Origin of the sequence: Neobacillus sp. PS2-9 (assembly GCF_030915525.1) — a bacterium.
GTDB lineage: Bacteria > Bacillota > Bacilli > Bacillales > Cytobacillaceae > Neobacillus.
The window spans coordinates 1,868,470-1,885,198 of sequence record NZ_CP133269.1 but is presented as its reverse complement, the minus strand read 5'-3'; the positions used below and the strand labels follow the sequence as shown (position 1 = coordinate 1,885,198).

The following is a 16,729-nucleotide window of genomic DNA, read 5'->3' as shown; positions in this document are numbered from 1 at the left end:
TTTATTTTACAGCAAGCTGAAGCATTTCTTCCATATCTTCTTTTGCCGTACCTATTAATTTTAAGTTAAATGTTTCTTGGAGGACTTGAAGAACTCCTTCAGAAATAAATTCTGGCGGCTTAGGTCCAATGCGGATATCTCGGATACCTAAGCTGAAAAGCCCAAGCAGAATAGCAACCGCTTTTTGTTCAAACCAGGATAATACAATACTTACTGGAAGCTCGTTAATTTCACATTCAAAGGCATCAGCTAATGCCATTGCAATTTTCACCGTTGAACCGGAGTTATTACATTGCCCAAGATCGATGTATCTTGGAATATTTGTCCCAGGAACAACCCCATAATCCACATCATTAAAGCGGAATTTTCCACAAGAGGTGGTTAAAATAACTGCTTCTGGTGGCAGGGATGTTGCCAGTTCACGGTAATAATCCCCTCCATGCCCAGGAGCATCACATCCAGCAATAACAAAGAACCGCTTAATCTTCCCTGTTTTTACCGCCTCTATTACTTCAGGTGCCAAGCCTAAAACAGTTTCATGATGAAACCCTGTTAGTAATGTTTCATTAGAATCTACTGCCGCTTCAGGAAGCTCTAATGCTTTCTCAATTAAAGGAGAAAAGTCATCGTTCACAATTTTTTCTACATTCTCTAGTCCGGCCACTTCATATGTAAACATTCTATCCGCATAAGTCCCTTTAATAGGCATAACACAGTTTGTAGTTGCCAGGATAGCTCCAGGAAATGCCTCAAAAAGGCGGCGCTGATCATACCATGCTTTACCGATATTACCTTTTAAATGGGTATATTTCTTTAATGCAGGATAACCATGAGCGGGCAGCATTTCAGAGTGGGTATATATATTTATGCCCATTCCTTCTGTTTGCTTTAATAACTCTTCTAATGCAAAAAGGTTATGTCCAGTAACAACAATACATTTCCCCTCAATTTTGTTTTGACTTACACGGATAGGTTCTGGAATGCCTAGACGATTTGTATGGGCTTCATCAAGCATTCCCATCACACGGACAGCTGCCTGCCCTACTTTCATCGCCATGTCGATATGTTCCTGCACGTTAAAGTTAGAATTGGTTAACGTTAAGTATAATGCTTCATGTGTGGTTGCATCTACAAAAGCATCTGTATATCCTAGTTGGTTAGCATGTGTTCGATAGGCTGCTATACCTTTTAATCCAAAAATAATCGTATCTTGTAAACTGGCAATGGTTTCATCTTTTCCACATACTCCAATAACTTTACAACCACCTGATGGTGTTTGTTCACATTGATAACAGAACATGTATTTTTCCTCACTTTCCTAAAACTACTGCCTAGCATACAAACAATCACCCAATATTAATGTGATATATATCACAGAAATTCAAGTTGTAATAAATCGTTCAAAAGTTTATAGCCATATTATGGCGGCACCTCCCTAGTTTCATCTGCATATTATATGAAGTGAAATATTGGAAAGAGGAGGAACTATTATGTCATCTATGCTGCCTGAAGATAAAAATAACGGAAAGAAACCATTGCCTGAGCCTTTTCGTGAATTATTTAAATCGATGAATGATTTCTTCACTGAAAAACCAGTAAGGGGATTTTTACAATCAATTGATGATTTCTTTAAAACTCCTTTTCCAGTTGGATCTGGTTTTCATGTAGAAACGGTTGAAACAGGAAAAGAATATATCATCACGGCTGAACTTCCTGGGGTACAAAGAGAGCAAATCAATTTAAATATTACGGGAAATTACTTAACCATTACAGTAGAAAATAAAGAGCTAGAAACAGAAGAGGACGACATAAATAAACTATATCGCCAAAGAATTACTCGACAGCAATCATCCCGAACCATTTCACTTCCACATGCAATTAATGAAAAAATGGTAAAAGCCTCCTACAGGGACGGTTTACTACAAATTAAAATCCCGCAAGAAAAAGGAAAAATGATTGAAATTGAAGATTAAAAAAGCACTAAAAGCAATGAGGCTGACTCACGTAGCTATGAGTCAGCCTCTCTCTTATACTTTAAATATTCCACCAAATCCTTTTACAAGCGATGATACTTGATTGACAGCATTCATCATTTGTCCTGCAGTATTAACCATTTTCGTAAAATCTACCGATCCATCTTGTGACTTAAAGGAATTTAATAATGATTGTACCCCACCTGGTTGTTTAGGAATCATATTTGATTTTGGATAAGGATTCATCATCGGGTATCCATTCATAGGCATGTAGGATTGGGGGGGATTCATTTCCTCCTTTGGCTGCAACGGGTTCTGAAAAAGAAATTGCGAATCCTTTTGAGAATTTGATTGATTCTGGTATGGCACATTTTGTGGAACATAGCCTTGTTGATAGTTTTGATTAAATGGCTGAAATGTCTGTGGGTAGTATGGATTTTGTTGTTGATAGGGATTCCATTCATAATTTTGAACTTGATTTTGGTAAGGATATGGCTGGTTTCGATTCATATACGGTTGCTGCCATTGAGTGCTTACCGGATCTTGGTGCATCATTTGCCCCGAGTATCCATAATTAAAGAATTGATTTGGTCTTTTTCCACTGATCATGGGCAAACATCTCCTCTTTATCATTCTCTATTACACAGTTTATGAAGAACAGAATAAAAAGGTGATTATTTTATAGCAATGCTCTGTTAAACTAGTCTGTTGATTTCCGCTCCAGGCACTTCGCTTTCCGTGGGTGTTTCGGCGAGCCTCCTCGGCGCATGCGCCTGCGGGGTCTCCCCTGAACCATACTCCCACAGGAGTCTTCGTGCCTTCCGCTCCAATCAACAGGGTGTAAAAATCAACATTGTTCTTTAACACATCCTCTAGCAAAGGACATTGTCAAATAAAGAGGAATTTTGTCTAAAGTTTAAATATTTTAAAAACTAGGAATCCTTTCATTTCGTGTTACGATAGAAAAAAGGATGAAGGAGGAGCTAAATATGGACATTCACGAATTAAAAAGCAAATTTATTCAAAGTCGGGACTATCAAACAGATGACGTTAACGCATTAATGGATTTTGCTAAGAAAGCGTATATTCATAACGAAATTAGCATAAAAGAATATCGCCTACTTGTCCGTGAACTTGAAAATCAAGGTGCGGCAATACCTAAGACAGAAAGCGAAAACTCCCTCATCGAAAATTCATAAAACACCTATTAAAGAGATGCCTCAGCATCTCTTTTCTATTTTTTTAATTCTTTTATAACTTCCTGCAAGAAATAGTCTACTGTACGATGAGCATTTAAAAACCTTGTTCTACTAGTTTCAGGAAAGAAGGCTTGAATGGATAATTGTTCAATATGTTCTGATGTAGTATCAATTTGCTTTAAATGAAGATTTTTATGATCGGTCACTGTCAGCCATCTTTTCATTTCCTTTTTCCACTCGTCATTTATGCCTTTCACTTCATCTGAAAATGGTTTAATTACATCGTTAAATTCATACTTTATGCCTGTATTCCGACCTTCCTGGTAATATTTCATGAATAATTGGTTATAATTCAAAAGTTTTTCTGTTAAATGGAAAATTTCTTCTAACATTTCTTTTATTCCCTTCTACTAATACAAAATAAAAAAGTAGCAGTTCCCATTGCTACTTTTGGCAAGTACTTTCATTTTAGCGGAAATTAAAATCCTAATTCAAGTTTTAGAGCTTTTGCTACTTGGTTGTTGTCTGAGTACTCATCTACTATGTCTTGAGTAGCACTTTGGTTTTCTATTTTATTTTCTATGGCTGAAAGTTTTTGAACGGGTAATGTTAATTTTTCCTGTTCCTCTTGATTTAAACTGGAGCGTAGGTCGGAGAAAGATGCTTCTAGAACAGACTCCAATTCTTCTAATTGATCGTATATCTCTGTCAGCATAGTAAGCAATTTTTCCTTTTCGGACAGCGGCTTATTCATATATATATCCTCCTCGCATTATTCTATTAGGTATAATTCTCCTTCTTTCATAGGCTTCCTTCCGGCATGACAAAACTAGAAGCAATTCGTCAAAGATAGTGTCAAAACTGCATATTCATAATGTCCATTCGACAACTTATAAGTTCGCATGAAAAATTGAAAAACCGCACAAGCTACTATTGGAGGTGTTTTAAAAATGGCAAAAAAGACAAACCAAACCACTAAACAAACACAATCAGAAACAGCAAAAAGAACAGGCTATGGTGATAAGAAGCTAGAAGGCCCTAATCGCCCAGCAGAGTAAAAAAACAGCAAAAAAAGCAAGGGAAGCCTTGCTTTTTTATTCCCACTTTTTTAATTGCAATACTTGATGGAGTGACAGCATTAATTGAAGCTGGTGTGATTTTTTAAAATACCAATCTGTAAGATGTATGGGATGTCGATGGCGGGCAGGGAAATATAACCAAACTGGAGATACTCGCCTCTCTAAACTCCAGTCCTCGTAAAAATGCTGATAATGTTCAATTACTGGAAAAGTGGCCCTAAGTACCGGTGTCCTTCTCACTGTCTTATTCTTAAAATACTTTTCATAATCATATCTTGATCCAGTATGTGGTGTTTTCTCAGCAAACTCTAAAAAGTATGGAAACAACCTTGGATGAAAAAGAATACTTGCCAATCTCTTTCCTAAATTTATTCTCTTCGATAATGATTTAAATCCATTAACACTAGCACCATACACTTCCCCCCCGCAAGTTGGAAACAGGACACAGCTAAAATGCAGCCAATCCTGGAAAGAAAAAATCATAGAATGAAAGACCTTTTTCTTATATACAGGATGCTCAATCACAGGTGTATGGATCACATTTTGCTCATTTATTATCAAAGCCCTTGTGAGCCTTTCCTTATCATTATTAAACCAGTATCTCTGCCACTCATTTTGTATAAAAGAAGATACATGGAAATAAGGAAGTAAATGAAACATTGGTCGATTTATTTTCGTCGAATATTGATAGAGCAGCAATTGTGGAAAAACGTCATGAAAAATAAGCCAGTTAGCTCTCTCATACGTAAGGAAAAGCTGTTTCCTAACTTTTTCTGCTAAAAGATGCGGAAATATGTGTCCCTCGAGATCACACATATTCCATCCGCCGTTTCTTGAAACCATACTTGCAAGAAAGGACCAAATGATATCAGGATTTTTCTTAAAATATGTAAAATAGGCTTCTGTTCTTGATACGTTATCAATGTTTTTCTTATTCGATTCATGTATAATTTGACGAATGATTGTTTGTTCCTGTATCGTTAGGTGATTCAAATTCATTGTTCATCTTCCCTTATATTTTTTAATAGAGAATGAGTCCTATGGAATTACGTCTTCTAAGAAAAATGAATCATGTTTATGTGTAACTTTCACGGTACAATTGTTATTAGAGTGTGTTAACAACAATATATTATACACCTCGATTACTCTAAGATTTGGTATGATAGGGAATAGCTTGAGAGGTGCAAAAATATGAATTTTAACTATCCAAATGGAAAAAAGTACAAACCCATTGAACAGGAATCTGGAAATACAAACAAAAAAAAGAAAAATAGTTCTTATAGTAACCGAGGTATGACACTAGAGGAAGATTTAAATGAAACAAATGAATACTATCGTGAAAGAAAAATTGCCGTGATTCACAAAAAACCTACACCTGTTCAAATCGTTCAGGTTGACTATCCAAATCGAAGCGCTGCAGTTATTAAAGAAGCTTATTTTAAGCTTGCGTCAACTACTGATTATAATGGGGTATATAAAGGTAAATATATTGATTTTGAAGCTAAGGAAACGCAGAACCCTACCTCCTTTCCATTGAAAAACTTCCACGAGCACCAAATTCAGCATATGGATGAGGTCATTTCTCAAGGAGGTATTTGTTTCGTTATTCTTCGTTTTACCAAATTTGAACAAGTTTACCTGTTAGAAGCAAAACATTTGTTAATGTATTGGGAACGAATGTTGAGCGGTGGCAGAAAATCAATTACCAAAGAAGAAATTGAAGAAAAAGGTCATCGCATTCCACTTGGATTTCAACCTAGAATTGACTATATTAAAGTAATAGAAAGACTGTAGATCTTCTAAAAGTGGAAAAGTGGAAGTTAGAAAGGAAGGAATTATTATATGTCTGAACAATACAAATCAAGAGAGGAGCGCCGAAAGAAACTCCAATCCAAAGGTAAACCAAAAGCCAAGAAAAAATCAGGCGGACTTTTTAAGAAAATTTTTTTAAGTCTTGTTATTCTTGGAATCGTAGGTATTATTACTGGAGTTGGGACTTTCGCCTATTTAGTAAAGGATGCTCCCGCACTTGATCCAAAACTATTGAAAGATCCAATCCCTTCTAAAATATTAGATAAAGATGGCAAACCGATTACTGAAGTAGGTGCCGTAAACCGCGAATATGTGAATTATAAAGACATACCAAAGCAAGTTGAAAATGCCATTTTAGCGACAGAAGATTATCGTTTTTACAAGCACCACGGGATTGACCCCATTCGCCTTGGAGGAGCCGTTATAGCAAACTTCCAACACGGATTTGGTGCAGAAGGTGGTAGTACCATTACCCAGCAGGTAGTTAAAAACTCATTTTTAACTCATGAAAAAACATTAAAGCGAAAAGTTCAGGAAGCATGGCTTTCCTATAAGCTTGAACAACAATATACCAAGCACCAAATCTTTGAAATGTATGTAAATAAGGTGTTTGTATCACAAAACAGTCATGGTATTGCTACTGCGGCAAAAATTTATTATGGCAAAGAACTAAAGGATTTAACGTTATCAGAAGCTGCTCAAATTGCAGGGATGCCTCAAAGTCCCAATAATTATAATCCGTTTACACACCCTGACTTAGCTGAGAAAAGACGGAACATCGTCTTAACATTAATGCATCAGCATGGATATATTACAAAAGAGCAAATGGAAGAGGCACAAAAGGTTTCAGTTGCATCGACCGTTTTACCACCGGATCAGCGTAAGGTAGATGAAGACCCTTACGGTGCATTTGTTGATGCTGTTATTGATGAAGTAAAAGCAACTACCGATTTTGATATTTTTACAGATGGTTTAACGATTTATACAACCTTAGATACGAATGCCCAAGATCAAGTAGAAAAAATCCTAAATTCAAAAGAAGGAATTATTAACTATCCAGATGAGGAATTTCAAGCTGGTATTGCCCTTTTAGATACAAAGACAGGAGAAATTCGGGCCATTGGTGGTGGACGGAACCAGCAGGTAAAACGCGGTTTCAACTACGCAATCGATACTCAGCGCCAGCCAGGATCAACGATAAAGCCTGTTCTTGATTACGGTCCTGCGATTGAATATTTAAATTGGGGAACATATGAAATGATTGAAGATAAACCCATTACATATTCAACTGGGAAAAAATTCGGAAACTGGGACCAAAAGTATAAAGGCCCAATGACAATTAGAACTGCCCTGCAATTATCTAGGAACACTCCTGCCGTCCAGGCACTGCAACAAGTGGGATTAGATAGAGCAATGGGATTTGCTTTAGGTCTTGGTATACCTTTAAAAGAAATATATGAATCCTATGCCATTGGAGGATTTGGCGGGAAAACCGTTGGTGTTTCCCCACTAGAAATGGCTGGAGCCTATAGCGCATTTGGAAATAATGGTCTTTATACAAAACCACATGCTATAAATAAAATAAAATTGCGTGATGGTACAATGATAAGCTCTGACCTTAAACCAAAGGTAGTCATGAAGGATTCAACTGCCTTTATGGTTACAGATATGTTAAAAAGTGTTCTCGTATCTCCTGGAACAGGAACAAGAGCAAAAGTACCAGGACTTCCAATTGCCGGAAAAACAGGAACAACAAATTATACAGATGAAGAAATGAAGAAATGGAATATAAAAAGCAGCAGCTCTGTCCCGGATGCTTGGTTTACTGGCTATACAACAAATTACACTGCATCCATTTGGACAGGATACAAAGACCGCTCAACACCAATTACAGCTGTCGGAGACAATCAAAGAATTGCACAGCTAATCTTTAAAAAACTTATGGCTTATGTCTCAAAAGATATCGAAACACCTGATTTCAAGATACCTAACAGTGTGCAAAAGGTTAGAATCGAAAAAGGATCCATGCCTCCAGTACTTGCTAGTGAATATACACCGGATAGTGAAATCACTACAGAATATGCTGTAAAAGGGCATGCTCCTAAAAAGGTATCCGAGAAATATACCAAACTTGAGGCACCAGCAAATGCAGCTTCAAAATATGATGAAGTTTCTAAAAACATTACATTAACATGGAACTACAACAACCCTAAAAACTTACCAGTTACGTTCGAAATTACTGTCAATGATGGTTCTGCTCAAAAGAAATACACACAAGCAGAAACTACATTAATGATACCAGCAATTCCAGGAGCAAAATATTCCTTCTCAATTATTGCAATTGTAGATAATAAAAGGAGTGACCCTGCTACTACTGCCATAGAGATTCCAACCCCTGAAATTGATCAAGGGAATGGGAATGGCAACAACGGTGATGGAAATGGTAACGGTAATGGTAATGGTAATAACAATGGTAATGGAAATAACAATGGAGACGGCAACGAAAATGACGGTGGAGATGGTGGAGACCAAGGTGGTACCACCCCACCGGCTACACTTCCTGGAACTCCTTCAAGTGGGCAAGGATCGGGCTCGCGTGAACCTTATTAATAAAAAGCCTGTGTTAAAGAACAATGTTGATTTTATAACCTGTTGATTGGAGCGGAAGGCACGAAGACTCCTGTGGGAGTATGGTTCAGGGGAGACCCCGCAGGCGCATGCGCCGAGGAGGCTCGCCGAAACACCCACGGAAAGCGAAGTGCCTGGAGCGGAAATCAACAGGCAAGGTTAACAGAGCCAATAAAAAATCGTCTAGGCTAATGGCTTAGACGATTTTTTTATTAATTTCTTTGCATAAAGCTTTTGTTGTTCCAACATCAGTTCTGACAACTGACGGTAAGAATGAAACAAAGTAGGTCTTGATTGGATAAACTCCAACCTTTCTACAATATTTACCGGTTTAAATCGGAAACTTTCATATGGTATTGGTCCACGGTCGATGTACTCAGTATCATTTGAAACCATTAAAAAATGAAGAAATAGGGTGATCCCCTTTTCCATCGATTCTTTTGTGTTTTTTTGGTCACGTTCAGAAAATAGTTTTTCAAGCTGTCTTTCAATTTGTTTCCATTCACTCAAAATCGTAGAAGCCACATCACTTTGTTTATCCATGGTTTTCAACCTTTCCCTTCATCCTCTTCCTTCCTTCCCTGCATACCTCTAACAGCGGGCAGCTTGGACATTGTGGATTTTGGGCTTTACAATGATATCTTCCAAAAAAGATTAACCGATGATGGGTAACGCCCCATTCCTCTTTTGGAACTTTTTTCATTAACGTTTTTTCCACTTCTAAAACTGAATCCTTCCAACGACAGATCCCTAAACGCTTACTTACTCTTTCAACATGTGTATCAACAGCAATAGCAGGGATATTATAGGCAACTGACACAACGACGTTTGCCGTCTTCCTACCCACTCCCGGAAGTTTGGTTAACTCATCTCTGTCCTTTGGTATTTCTCCACCGTATTCATTCAAGACCAATTTGCATAGACTTTGTATGTTCTTAGCTTTGTTTCGATAAAGGCCAATAGACCGAATATCATTCTGCAGTTCTTCAAGTGGGACTTTTAAGTAATCTTCTGGTGTTTTGTATTTTTGAAATAAGTCTTTTGTCACCTTGTTCACAAGTACATCTGTGCATTGTGCTGAAAGTGCGACAGCAATAACCAGTTCAAAAGGATTGGAATGGTTTAATTCACAATGTGCGTCAGGAAACATAGCTCCCATCTGGTCTAAACAAAAACGAATCTGTGTATTATTTAGCAAAGATATCACCTAACCTGTAATAATAATATAACTCGTAAACTTGTCTGTTGATTTCCGCTCCAGGCACGAGCGGTTCGTGGGCGTTTCGGCGAGCCTCCTCGGCGCTAGCGCCTGCGGGGTCTCCCCTGACCCGTACTCCCACAGGAGTCTTCGTGCCTTCCGCTCCAATCAACAGAGTATTAAAATTAGCAATGTTCTTTAACACAGCTAATATAAAAATCAAATAAAAACGAGAGATGATTCTCTCGTTTGTAATTTATTGCTCTAACCAGTTATAAAATGGTACGGATGGCTGATGGGGTTCATCCTTAATGCTTGCTTTTTGTGTTTGCTTTTGTCTAAATTTTTGTCCATGGTTTTTCGCTTGGTCAATGGTTCGAATACCGTTTTTCTTCCACTCAAACAGAATTCTATCTATATATCGAAAGTTTAATTTTCCGGACATAACGGCTTCTCTTAGTGCTGCTTTTATTATGATAGGGTCATGGTGGTCGTCATCCATCCACATACCAAGAGATTCACATTCAAATGGTGATAGAGGGCGGCCAAATTCCTTCTCAAAGCAAGTATAAAGGTCTGTTTCTTCAGTCTTTTTGTCCAGTTTGTTAACCATTTTTTTGCTTAATAAGAACTGGTCAACAAGTTTCTCCCAAAGAGGATTAACTGAGTATGTTTCATAACGAATGCCATCAGTTGAGTAGGAATCAATGATTTCGATAAAACCTCTTTGAATCAATCTTCTTAACATTTCATTACAATCAGCAATGGAAATAGTCATTCGAGCGGAAAGTTCTTCTGGGGTAGGAAATTCGTTTCCTTTTTCTAAAAAGGTTAGGATATTTAATAAAAGAACAAGTTCTGTTTCGTTTAAATTAAGATTTCGATATTCAGAAAATAATAAGCTAGGAACTGTTATTGTCCCTTCTTGAAGCCATGCTAAAATATTTGTTTTCATCTTTGGACACCTCCTGATTAGTATACCACGAACAATCCTTCCTAGTAAGAGTATTAGGTATCCAGCTTTGGAAAGGAAAAGCAAAAAGCCTGCATAACGCAGACTTTTAAATTAGGTTAATAAATTTAATTTACTAAGGTTCTACAATTGAGTTTTCTGGATAACAAATTGGTTCATTCTTTCAACAGCTTTTTCTAATTGTTCCAATGAAGTTGCATAAGAGAGTCTGATATTATCAGGTGTTCCAAAACCAGAACCAGGAATGACAGCCACTTTTGCCTCTACTAGTAGTGCTTCAACAAAGTCATCCACATGATTAAATCCTGTCATTTGTGCTGCTTTTTTAACATTTGGATACAAGTAAAATGCACCTTGTGGTTTTACACAAGTGAATCCGGGAATGGCCGTTAGCTTATCAAAAATAATCTCTAAACGATCTTCAAAGGCTTTTCTCATTTCCTCCACCGGCTCTTGTGGCCCATTATAAGCGGCAATTGCTGCATATTGGGCAGTGGTTGTCGGGTTTGACGTGCTATGACTTGCTAAGTTTGTCATTGCTTCAATAATCTGCTGATTCCCTGCCGCATAACCAATTCTCCAGCCTGTCATAGAGTGAGACTTTGAAACACCATTGATTATAATCGTCTGCTTTTTCAGTTCTGAAGAAAGCTCTGCAATTGAAACATGTTTATGATTTCCATAAACAAGTTTTTCATATATCTCATCAGAAACGATAAGAATATCTTCTTCAAGGCATACCTTACCTAATTCTAAAAGTTCTTCAGCAGTATACAATACTCCTGTAGGATTACTTGGGGAATTAATAATTACAGCTTTCGTTTTGCTCGTAATGTTATTTTTTAATTGGTCAGGTGTAATTTTAAATTGATTTTGTTCTAATCCGTCAATATAAACAGGAACACCACCAGCTAACTTAACCTGTTCAGGGTAGCTAACCCAATAGGGAGTCGGGATGATTACCTCGTCACCATCATTTAAAAGTACTTGAAATAAAGTATAGAGTACATGTTTTGCACCATTGCCCACAATAATTTCATTTGGTTTATATGCTAAACCTTGATCTGATGCAAACTTTTTGATAATGGCCTGTTTTAACGCCGGTAATCCTGCTGAAGGTGTATATTTCGTATATCCTTCATTCATTGAGATTACTGCAGCGTCTAAAATATGCTGTGGAGTATTAAAATCAGGCTCCCCCGCACCTAATCCGATGACATCTTCACCTTTTTCCTTTAATTCCTTTGCCTTTGCCGTAATAGCTAATGTTGTAGAAGGTGTGAGTGCCAACACCCTTTGTGCTAATTCCATTACCAATACTTCCCCCATTCTCCATCCCTCTATAGGTTTTCAATTTTCTTTAGCCACTCACCTGTTTCAAAGTGAACATAATAATAATTTATTAAATTATTTTCAGAACGGTAATAAATTTCCCATAATGGGATATTTTTTTCCATTCCTAGGCGAACGGATATAATCTTTTTAGGGTTCTTTTCCTGCAGCAGTTTTTGTACAGCCTCTTCTTTAGAGAGTCCATTTTTAGCTTTTTTCACAAAAACCTTCTTACTTTTTTCAGGAATCCAAACAATAATCTTGTCACCCTTTTTATTTTTCCCCTCAATGACATTAACTGTCTCTAAGCCATTGTAAAGATGAAAATCCTGTATTTCAGTTAATTGTGCCTTTTTACTTGCCAGTAAAACCGCTTTTTCTTCAGCAGCCTTCACTGGATTCATTGCAGATAAATACACCTTAATAAAAATCCCAATAAGGACTACAAAAAATATGACAATAGAGAGAATCCACTTTTTCACTTTTAGTTCACTTCTTTATGTACGATATATTGTAAAAATCGCTTTATTTTTATCATCTTGGTCTAAAGCAAGCCCAAACATGAGATCTTTTTGCTTTAAGGTTCGATTTAAGGCATCCACAATTTTATATAAATCAGAACTGTACTGAATTTTCACTGTAGACAAAACTTCAATTTTACTTTCCATCCATATTTCTCCTTTTCCTACCAAAACTCCGCTTGTGAAGAATCTTTCTCCTATTATAACAGGATAAGTTGAAACCGTGTTATTAATAATAATTAAATTAATTGAATTTTTTAGAGGTAGATTATTCATCTAACTTTACTGGAATCCTAATGACCTCATAATTATTTTCTGTAAATTTAACTGTTACAGTACCATGCTTTTTTGTAGAGTAGACCTCTGACCAAATTTCATCCAAATCACGAAGAGTTTTAGTGTCCATACCATTATTCCCTTCGAATAGAATAGATATTTCAGGGTTAAGATATTGTATCAATTGTTCTGACAGAGGTCCTTCCATACTGCAGTTGGGTATCTTAAACACATTAATATTCCTTAAATTTTTCTTCATAAGAACTTGTTCAGCTCGCGGACTATTGGAACTCATCAAAAAAATAGTATGGTTAAAAAATTGCAATTTTAAGTCCATACCTTCATTTGATTCTTCTCCTACAAATTCCACTTCTGCTGTCATATCAGGAAGAATTTCCTTCTTAGTCCCTGCTCCCCACGCAAAGATTGGTATATGATTGATTGTTTTTAACTCATTAGTTAGCTGGGCAGAGATTTCAGAAGTAGTGATAATTTCTTTTATTTTATAGCTAGAGATTAACTGTTTGATTTTATCTAACGATACATCATCATTTGTTAAGAAAAGAGTTGAAATTTCTTTTACATCATAAAGAGAAAGCCCTTCTTCTAGTTCTGCCCTCGTTCCTTTCCCACCCATATTGATCAATATATTTTTACCATTTGCGGCTTGAAGCAACACTGCTTCACCTTCTGAAAGACCAAAAAAAGTGACTACAGCTTCATGGTCATTTAAGTGTAAATCGATGTTCTCCACTTGATTGTCAATTGGTTCCTCAGCCTTCATTAATGTACAAGGGATAAATAGGGCTAATAAAATGAGCAGTGTTCTCATACACATTCCTCCCATTATGAATAGAATGTGTAATTTTCCAAATTTTATGCTGTATAATGCTTATAATCAAATTCTCCTACTTTAACCAAGGCTGAATCCGTAAAACAAGCTCATCAATTGTTCCCTTCTTTATTGGAACTGAAGGTATAGATTGTAAAAATGACTTTCCGTATTTAGTGGTGATAATTCTTTTGTCAAAAACAAACATAACTCCTCGATCATTCTCGGTGCGAATCAATCTCCCAAATCCTTGTTTGAATCGCAAAATGGCTTCAGGCAAAGAGTACTCTGAGAAGGGGTTGCCTCCCCCCTGTGCAATTAATTGACATTTTGCCTCCGTTAATGGTTCATCTGGTGGGCTAAAGGGCAATCTTACAATCACAAGGCAAGATAAATCCTCACCAGGAATATCTACTCCTTCCCAGAAACTGCTCGTCCCTAAAAGTATTGCTTTATCATATCGTTGAAAATTTCTCGTAAGACGCGTACGGCTTCCGCTCGTTATCCCTTGAGCTATTAGGACAAATTCATCTAAAAAACCACTTTCCTTAATCAACTCATAGGTTTTCTTAAGCATGTCATATGCAGTGAAAAGGATAAGCATTCTTCCTTTTGTGGCTTCTGCAATGGTAATAATATGTTCGGTTATTGCTATTACATAGTCATCTAACGTTACGGTATTAACTTCTGGCAAATCCTCAGGAATAAATAGTTGAACTTGTTTGTTATATTCAAAGGGTGATGGAATGGTCATTTGAATAGGAGAGTCGCTATCCATCCCGATTTCCTTCATCATATAATCAAATGAGTTATTAACGGTTAAAGTTGCAGATGTTAGGATCACTGCCTTTTTCTTTTGAAAAAAGAACTTCTTTAGTGATGCAGCCACTGAAGCCGGCTGTGCAATAAAAGTTGTCACGTTTTGAGGTGACCGGGTATCCATCTCAATCCATTTAACGTCCTTCGATTCTTTAATAAAACAATTCATTATGGTATCTCTAAGTTCACTAAGTTCTTTTAAGAACAAATAAATTTCTTCTATTTTATTTTGCTGCTCTTTTGATAAGGATTCACTATCGTTATTAATCAAATCAAGACGTTCGCTAATTTTAGCGTGTAAATCCTTTAGTAAAAAGGAAAATCTCTCTGCACAATGCTTTAACCCATTTCCTTCCTTGCCACCGTCTGAATGAGCATATCGGACCTTCACTCGATTAAATCCTTTTTTATTGGAAAGCTTTGTTTTTGCAAACAAAGCAATCATTTTAAAAAACTCATCCATTTCATAATTAATATCAATTACAAGTTGATTCATTTCAGAAGTTTGGAAATTTAGCTTATTAACATTAGTTTGTGAAAGCAATTTCTCTAGTTCATACAATAGCTGTTTTTGTTCAAAAACGCCAAATTGACCCACAAGCAGCCGAGTGGATAAGTAATCTAATGAATCACCAAAAAATTGTCCCGCCACTTTTTCAAGATGATGACCTTCATCAATCACAACATACTCAAACTTTGGCAGGATAGAGCCGTCTCCCTTAATATCACTTAGTAATAAAGAATGATTGGTAATGATGATATCTGCATCATGTGCGGCTCTTTTCGCTTTACTATAAAAATCCCTTTCTTGCCACTGCTGATTTTGCGAATACACGGTTGTTTCGTTTTTAATCTTATTCCAATAAATCAGACCCCCAGAAGAAAGATTTAATTCATCTTTATCTCCAGTTTCCGTTTCAGTCAGCCAAACTAGTATTTGCATCTTCGTTAAGGTCGTATCATAATTATCATTTTCGTCCATTAGTGTTTGATAAAACTTTTCCAGACTTAAATAATGGTTCCTCCCCTTCAAAAGAACAGTTCGAATCCTAAAAGGTAGAATAGCAGCCAACAATGGAATTTCCTTTTTTAAAATTTGTTCCTGAAGTTGAATGGTATGCGTGCTTACAACAATTGGATGTTTATGTATTTTTGTAAAATAAGCCATTGGTAATAGATATCCTAGGGATTTCCCGACACCTGTTCCGGCTTCAATCAGAGCATGTCTTTGAGATTGTAAAGCCTGGTAAACGGTATCCATCATTTTAAACTGGCCTGACCTCTTCTCAAAAACATCAAAGCCATGTTTAACGACATCCGTTTTTTCCTCTTCAGTTAATGGGTAAGACAAGTCACTCTCTGTCGCTATCTCTCGTGACTCAATCTGATTTTTTCTCAAGGCAATATCATGAAATATTTCAATAGTTTCTGGTAATTTATCTTGTTTCTTATCCTTTTTTATCAACAATTCATCTAAAAGCTGTTGCAAATCACTCTTTAATCCCCCTGAAAGGTGTGTGATCTGCCTTAGTGTTATTGATGGGAGTGCTGTCAACCGATTCAATAGAATCAAAAATAATTCAGCAGTAACCTGGGCATCACTATCAGCCTGATGTGGACGGTCATGACGCAAATTCTCTTTCTCTGCTAAATCAGAAAGCTTATACCCATCAGCAGTGGGATAAAGGATTCTTGCCATTTCAACTGTATCTAGTACTGGACCATAAAATCCCTCATTGCCAGCTTGAATGAGTTCCTCTTGAAGAAAAGATAAATCAAATAAAACATTATGAGCTACAAAATAGGCTTCTTCCAATAATGATTGGATTTTTTCCGTAATCTCAGAAAATAAGGGAGCCCCCTTCACCATTTCATCATTTATACCTGTCAATTCTTCAATAAAAGCAGGGATGGCCTTTTGAGGATTAATAAGTGACGAGAATTGCTCTGTGATCGTTCCGTTTTCAATGACAACTGCAGCAAATTGTATAATCTTATCGCCCTTTTTTGGAAGATTCCCTGTCGTTTCCAAATCAATAACGACGAATTTATTTAACATGTTATTTACACCCCAAACCTTCGTTCAT

17 protein-coding genes are annotated in these 16,729 nt (G+C 36.7%); 4 read left to right on the top strand and 13 right to left on the bottom strand.

The genetic code is table 11. From position 1 onward, the window contains the following. Position 1: 1 nt before the first annotated feature. Complete coding sequence (gene hcp, locus RCG25_RS09420) at positions 2-1,300, bottom strand: hydroxylamine reductase (protein ID WP_308083416.1); 1,299 nt, start codon at positions 1,298-1,300, stop codon at positions 2-4. A gap of 190 nt (positions 1,301-1,490) precedes the next feature. Here hcp and RCG25_RS09415 point away from each other — a divergent pair, with 190 nt between their 5' ends. Further along, positions 1,491-1,973 carry an Hsp20/alpha crystallin family protein gene (locus tag RCG25_RS09415; protein ID WP_308083415.1) on the top strand — a complete coding sequence of 161 codons (483 nt, stop codon included), beginning with the start codon at positions 1,491-1,493 and terminating at the stop codon, positions 1,971-1,973. A 54-nt stretch (positions 1,974-2,027) separates the two neighbouring features. Here the strand turns inward: RCG25_RS09415 and RCG25_RS09410 are convergent, their stop codons facing one another. Further along, the gene (locus RCG25_RS09410; RefSeq protein ID WP_308083414.1) at positions 2,028-2,582 is read right to left on the bottom strand and encodes a YppG family protein; all 555 of its coding nucleotides are present in this window, start codon (positions 2,580-2,582) and stop codon (positions 2,028-2,030) included. Between the two features lie 380 nt (positions 2,583-2,962). Between RCG25_RS09410 and yppF the strand changes: the two genes are divergently transcribed. Then, positions 2,963-3,172 carry a YppF family protein gene (gene yppF / locus RCG25_RS09405; protein WP_308083413.1) on the top strand — a complete coding sequence of 70 codons (210 nt, stop codon included), beginning with the start codon at positions 2,963-2,965 and terminating at the stop codon, positions 3,170-3,172. A 35-nt stretch (positions 3,173-3,207) separates the two neighbouring features. Here the strand turns inward: yppF and RCG25_RS09400 are convergent, their stop codons facing one another. From RCG25_RS09400 to RCG25_RS09390, 3 genes are all read right to left on the bottom strand, one after another. Then, positions 3,208-3,564, bottom strand: coding sequence for a DUF1798 family protein (locus RCG25_RS09400; protein WP_308083412.1), 357 nt, complete (start codon positions 3,562-3,564; stop codon positions 3,208-3,210). An 86-nt stretch (positions 3,565-3,650) separates the two neighbouring features. Next, positions 3,651-3,926, bottom strand: a complete 276-nt coding sequence (locus RCG25_RS09395; protein WP_308083411.1) for a hypothetical protein — start codon at positions 3,924-3,926, stop codon at positions 3,651-3,653. A gap of 340 nt (positions 3,927-4,266) precedes the next feature. After that, positions 4,267-5,250: a DUF2515 family protein gene (locus tag RCG25_RS09390; protein WP_308083410.1), complete on the bottom strand. Its 984-nt coding sequence runs from the start codon at positions 5,248-5,250 to the stop codon at positions 4,267-4,269. Positions 5,251-5,442: 192 nt separating this feature from the next. Between RCG25_RS09390 and recU the strand changes: the two genes are divergently transcribed. Together recU and RCG25_RS09380 are read left to right on the top strand one after the other, a co-directional pair. Next, complete coding sequence (gene recU, locus RCG25_RS09385; protein ID WP_308083409.1) at positions 5,443-6,045, top strand: Holliday junction resolvase RecU; 603 nt, start codon at positions 5,443-5,445, stop codon at positions 6,043-6,045. A 48-nt stretch (positions 6,046-6,093) separates the two neighbouring features. Beyond that, on the top strand, positions 6,094-8,673 hold the full coding sequence (locus RCG25_RS09380) for a transglycosylase domain-containing protein (RefSeq protein ID WP_308083408.1): 2,580 nt from the start codon (positions 6,094-6,096) through the stop codon (positions 8,671-8,673). 201 nt (positions 8,674-8,874) lie between these two features. Here RCG25_RS09380 and RCG25_RS09375 read toward each other — a convergent pair whose 3' ends face one another. The 8 genes from RCG25_RS09375 to dinG all read right to left on the bottom strand — a co-directional run bounded on the left by RCG25_RS09375 (position 8,875) and on the right by dinG (position 16,701). Further along, positions 8,875-9,234 (bottom strand): YpoC family protein, encoded by a 360-nt coding sequence (locus RCG25_RS09375; RefSeq protein ID WP_308083407.1) that lies wholly within the window; start codon positions 9,232-9,234, stop codon positions 8,875-8,877. Continuing rightward, positions 9,227-9,889: an endonuclease III gene (gene nth / locus RCG25_RS09370; protein ID WP_308083406.1), complete on the bottom strand. Its 663-nt coding sequence runs from the start codon at positions 9,887-9,889 to the stop codon at positions 9,227-9,229. Before nth ends, RCG25_RS09375 begins: the two co-directional genes overlap by 8 nt. A 256-nt stretch (positions 9,890-10,145) precedes the next feature. Continuing rightward, entirely contained in the window at positions 10,146-10,844 is a 699-nt protein-coding gene (locus tag RCG25_RS09365) for a DnaD domain-containing protein (protein ID WP_308083405.1), read from the bottom strand. A gap of 141 nt (positions 10,845-10,985) precedes the next feature. Next, positions 10,986-12,173: a pyridoxal phosphate-dependent aminotransferase gene (locus RCG25_RS09360; RefSeq protein WP_308084140.1), complete on the bottom strand. Its 1,188-nt coding sequence runs from the start codon at positions 12,171-12,173 to the stop codon at positions 10,986-10,988. Positions 12,174-12,202: 29 nt separating this feature from the next. Continuing rightward, positions 12,203-12,676 (bottom strand): cell wall elongation regulator TseB-like domain-containing protein, encoded by a 474-nt coding sequence (locus tag RCG25_RS09355; RefSeq protein WP_308083404.1) that lies wholly within the window; start codon positions 12,674-12,676, stop codon positions 12,203-12,205. A 15-nt stretch (positions 12,677-12,691) separates the two neighbouring features. Beyond that, a complete protein-coding gene (locus RCG25_RS09350) occupies positions 12,692-12,862 on the bottom strand; it encodes a YpmA family protein (protein ID WP_308083403.1) in 171 nt (56 codons plus the stop codon). Positions 12,863-12,983: 121 nt separating this feature from the next. Next, positions 12,984-13,823 (bottom strand): ComEC/Rec2 family competence protein, encoded by an 840-nt coding sequence (locus RCG25_RS09345; protein WP_308083402.1) that lies wholly within the window; start codon positions 13,821-13,823, stop codon positions 12,984-12,986. A 76-nt stretch (positions 13,824-13,899) separates the two neighbouring features. Then, positions 13,900-16,701, bottom strand: coding sequence for an ATP-dependent DNA helicase DinG (gene dinG / locus RCG25_RS09340; RefSeq protein ID WP_308083401.1), 2,802 nt, complete (start codon positions 16,699-16,701; stop codon positions 13,900-13,902). Positions 16,702-16,729: the final 28 nt, after the last annotated feature.

Excerpts from the sequence above, each read along its gene's own strand:
- yppF (WP_308083413.1), top strand. The coding sequence starts at position 2,963 with ATGGACATTCACGAATTAAAAAGCAAATTTATTCAAAGTCGGGACTAT.
- RCG25_RS09375 (WP_308083407.1), bottom strand. The coding sequence starts at position 9,234 with ATGGATAAACAAAGTGATGTGGCTTCTACGATTTTGAGTGAATGGAAA.
- hcp (WP_308083416.1), bottom strand. The coding sequence starts at position 1,300 with ATGTTCTGTTATCAATGTGAACAAACACCATCAGGTGGTTGTAAAGTT.
- RCG25_RS09350 (WP_308083403.1), bottom strand. The coding sequence starts at position 12,862 with ATGGAAAGTAAAATTGAAGTTTTGTCTACAGTGAAAATTCAGTACAGT.
- RCG25_RS09410 (WP_308083414.1), bottom strand. The coding sequence starts at position 2,582 with ATGATCAGTGGAAAAAGACCAAATCAATTCTTTAATTATGGATACTCG.
- RCG25_RS09415 (WP_308083415.1), top strand. The coding sequence starts at position 1,491 with ATGTCATCTATGCTGCCTGAAGATAAAAATAACGGAAAGAAACCATTG.
- RCG25_RS09360 (WP_308084140.1), bottom strand. The coding sequence starts at position 12,173 with ATGGAATTAGCACAAAGGGTGTTGGCACTCACACCTTCTACAACATTA.
- recU (WP_308083409.1), top strand. The coding sequence starts at position 5,443 with ATGAATTTTAACTATCCAAATGGAAAAAAGTACAAACCCATTGAACAG.
- dinG (WP_308083401.1), bottom strand. The coding sequence starts at position 16,701 with ATGTTAAATAAATTCGTCGTTATTGATTTGGAAACGACAGGGAATCTT.
- RCG25_RS09345 (WP_308083402.1), bottom strand. The coding sequence starts at position 13,823 with ATGAGAACACTGCTCATTTTATTAGCCCTATTTATCCCTTGTACATTA.
- RCG25_RS09395 (WP_308083411.1), bottom strand. The coding sequence starts at position 3,926 with ATGAATAAGCCGCTGTCCGAAAAGGAAAAATTGCTTACTATGCTGACA.
- RCG25_RS09380 (WP_308083408.1), top strand. The coding sequence starts at position 6,094 with ATGTCTGAACAATACAAATCAAGAGAGGAGCGCCGAAAGAAACTCCAA.
- RCG25_RS09390 (WP_308083410.1), bottom strand. The coding sequence starts at position 5,250 with ATGAATTTGAATCACCTAACGATACAGGAACAAACAATCATTCGTCAA.
- RCG25_RS09365 (WP_308083405.1), bottom strand. The coding sequence starts at position 10,844 with ATGAAAACAAATATTTTAGCATGGCTTCAAGAAGGGACAATAACAGTT.
- RCG25_RS09400 (WP_308083412.1), bottom strand. The coding sequence starts at position 3,564 with ATGTTAGAAGAAATTTTCCATTTAACAGAAAAACTTTTGAATTATAAC.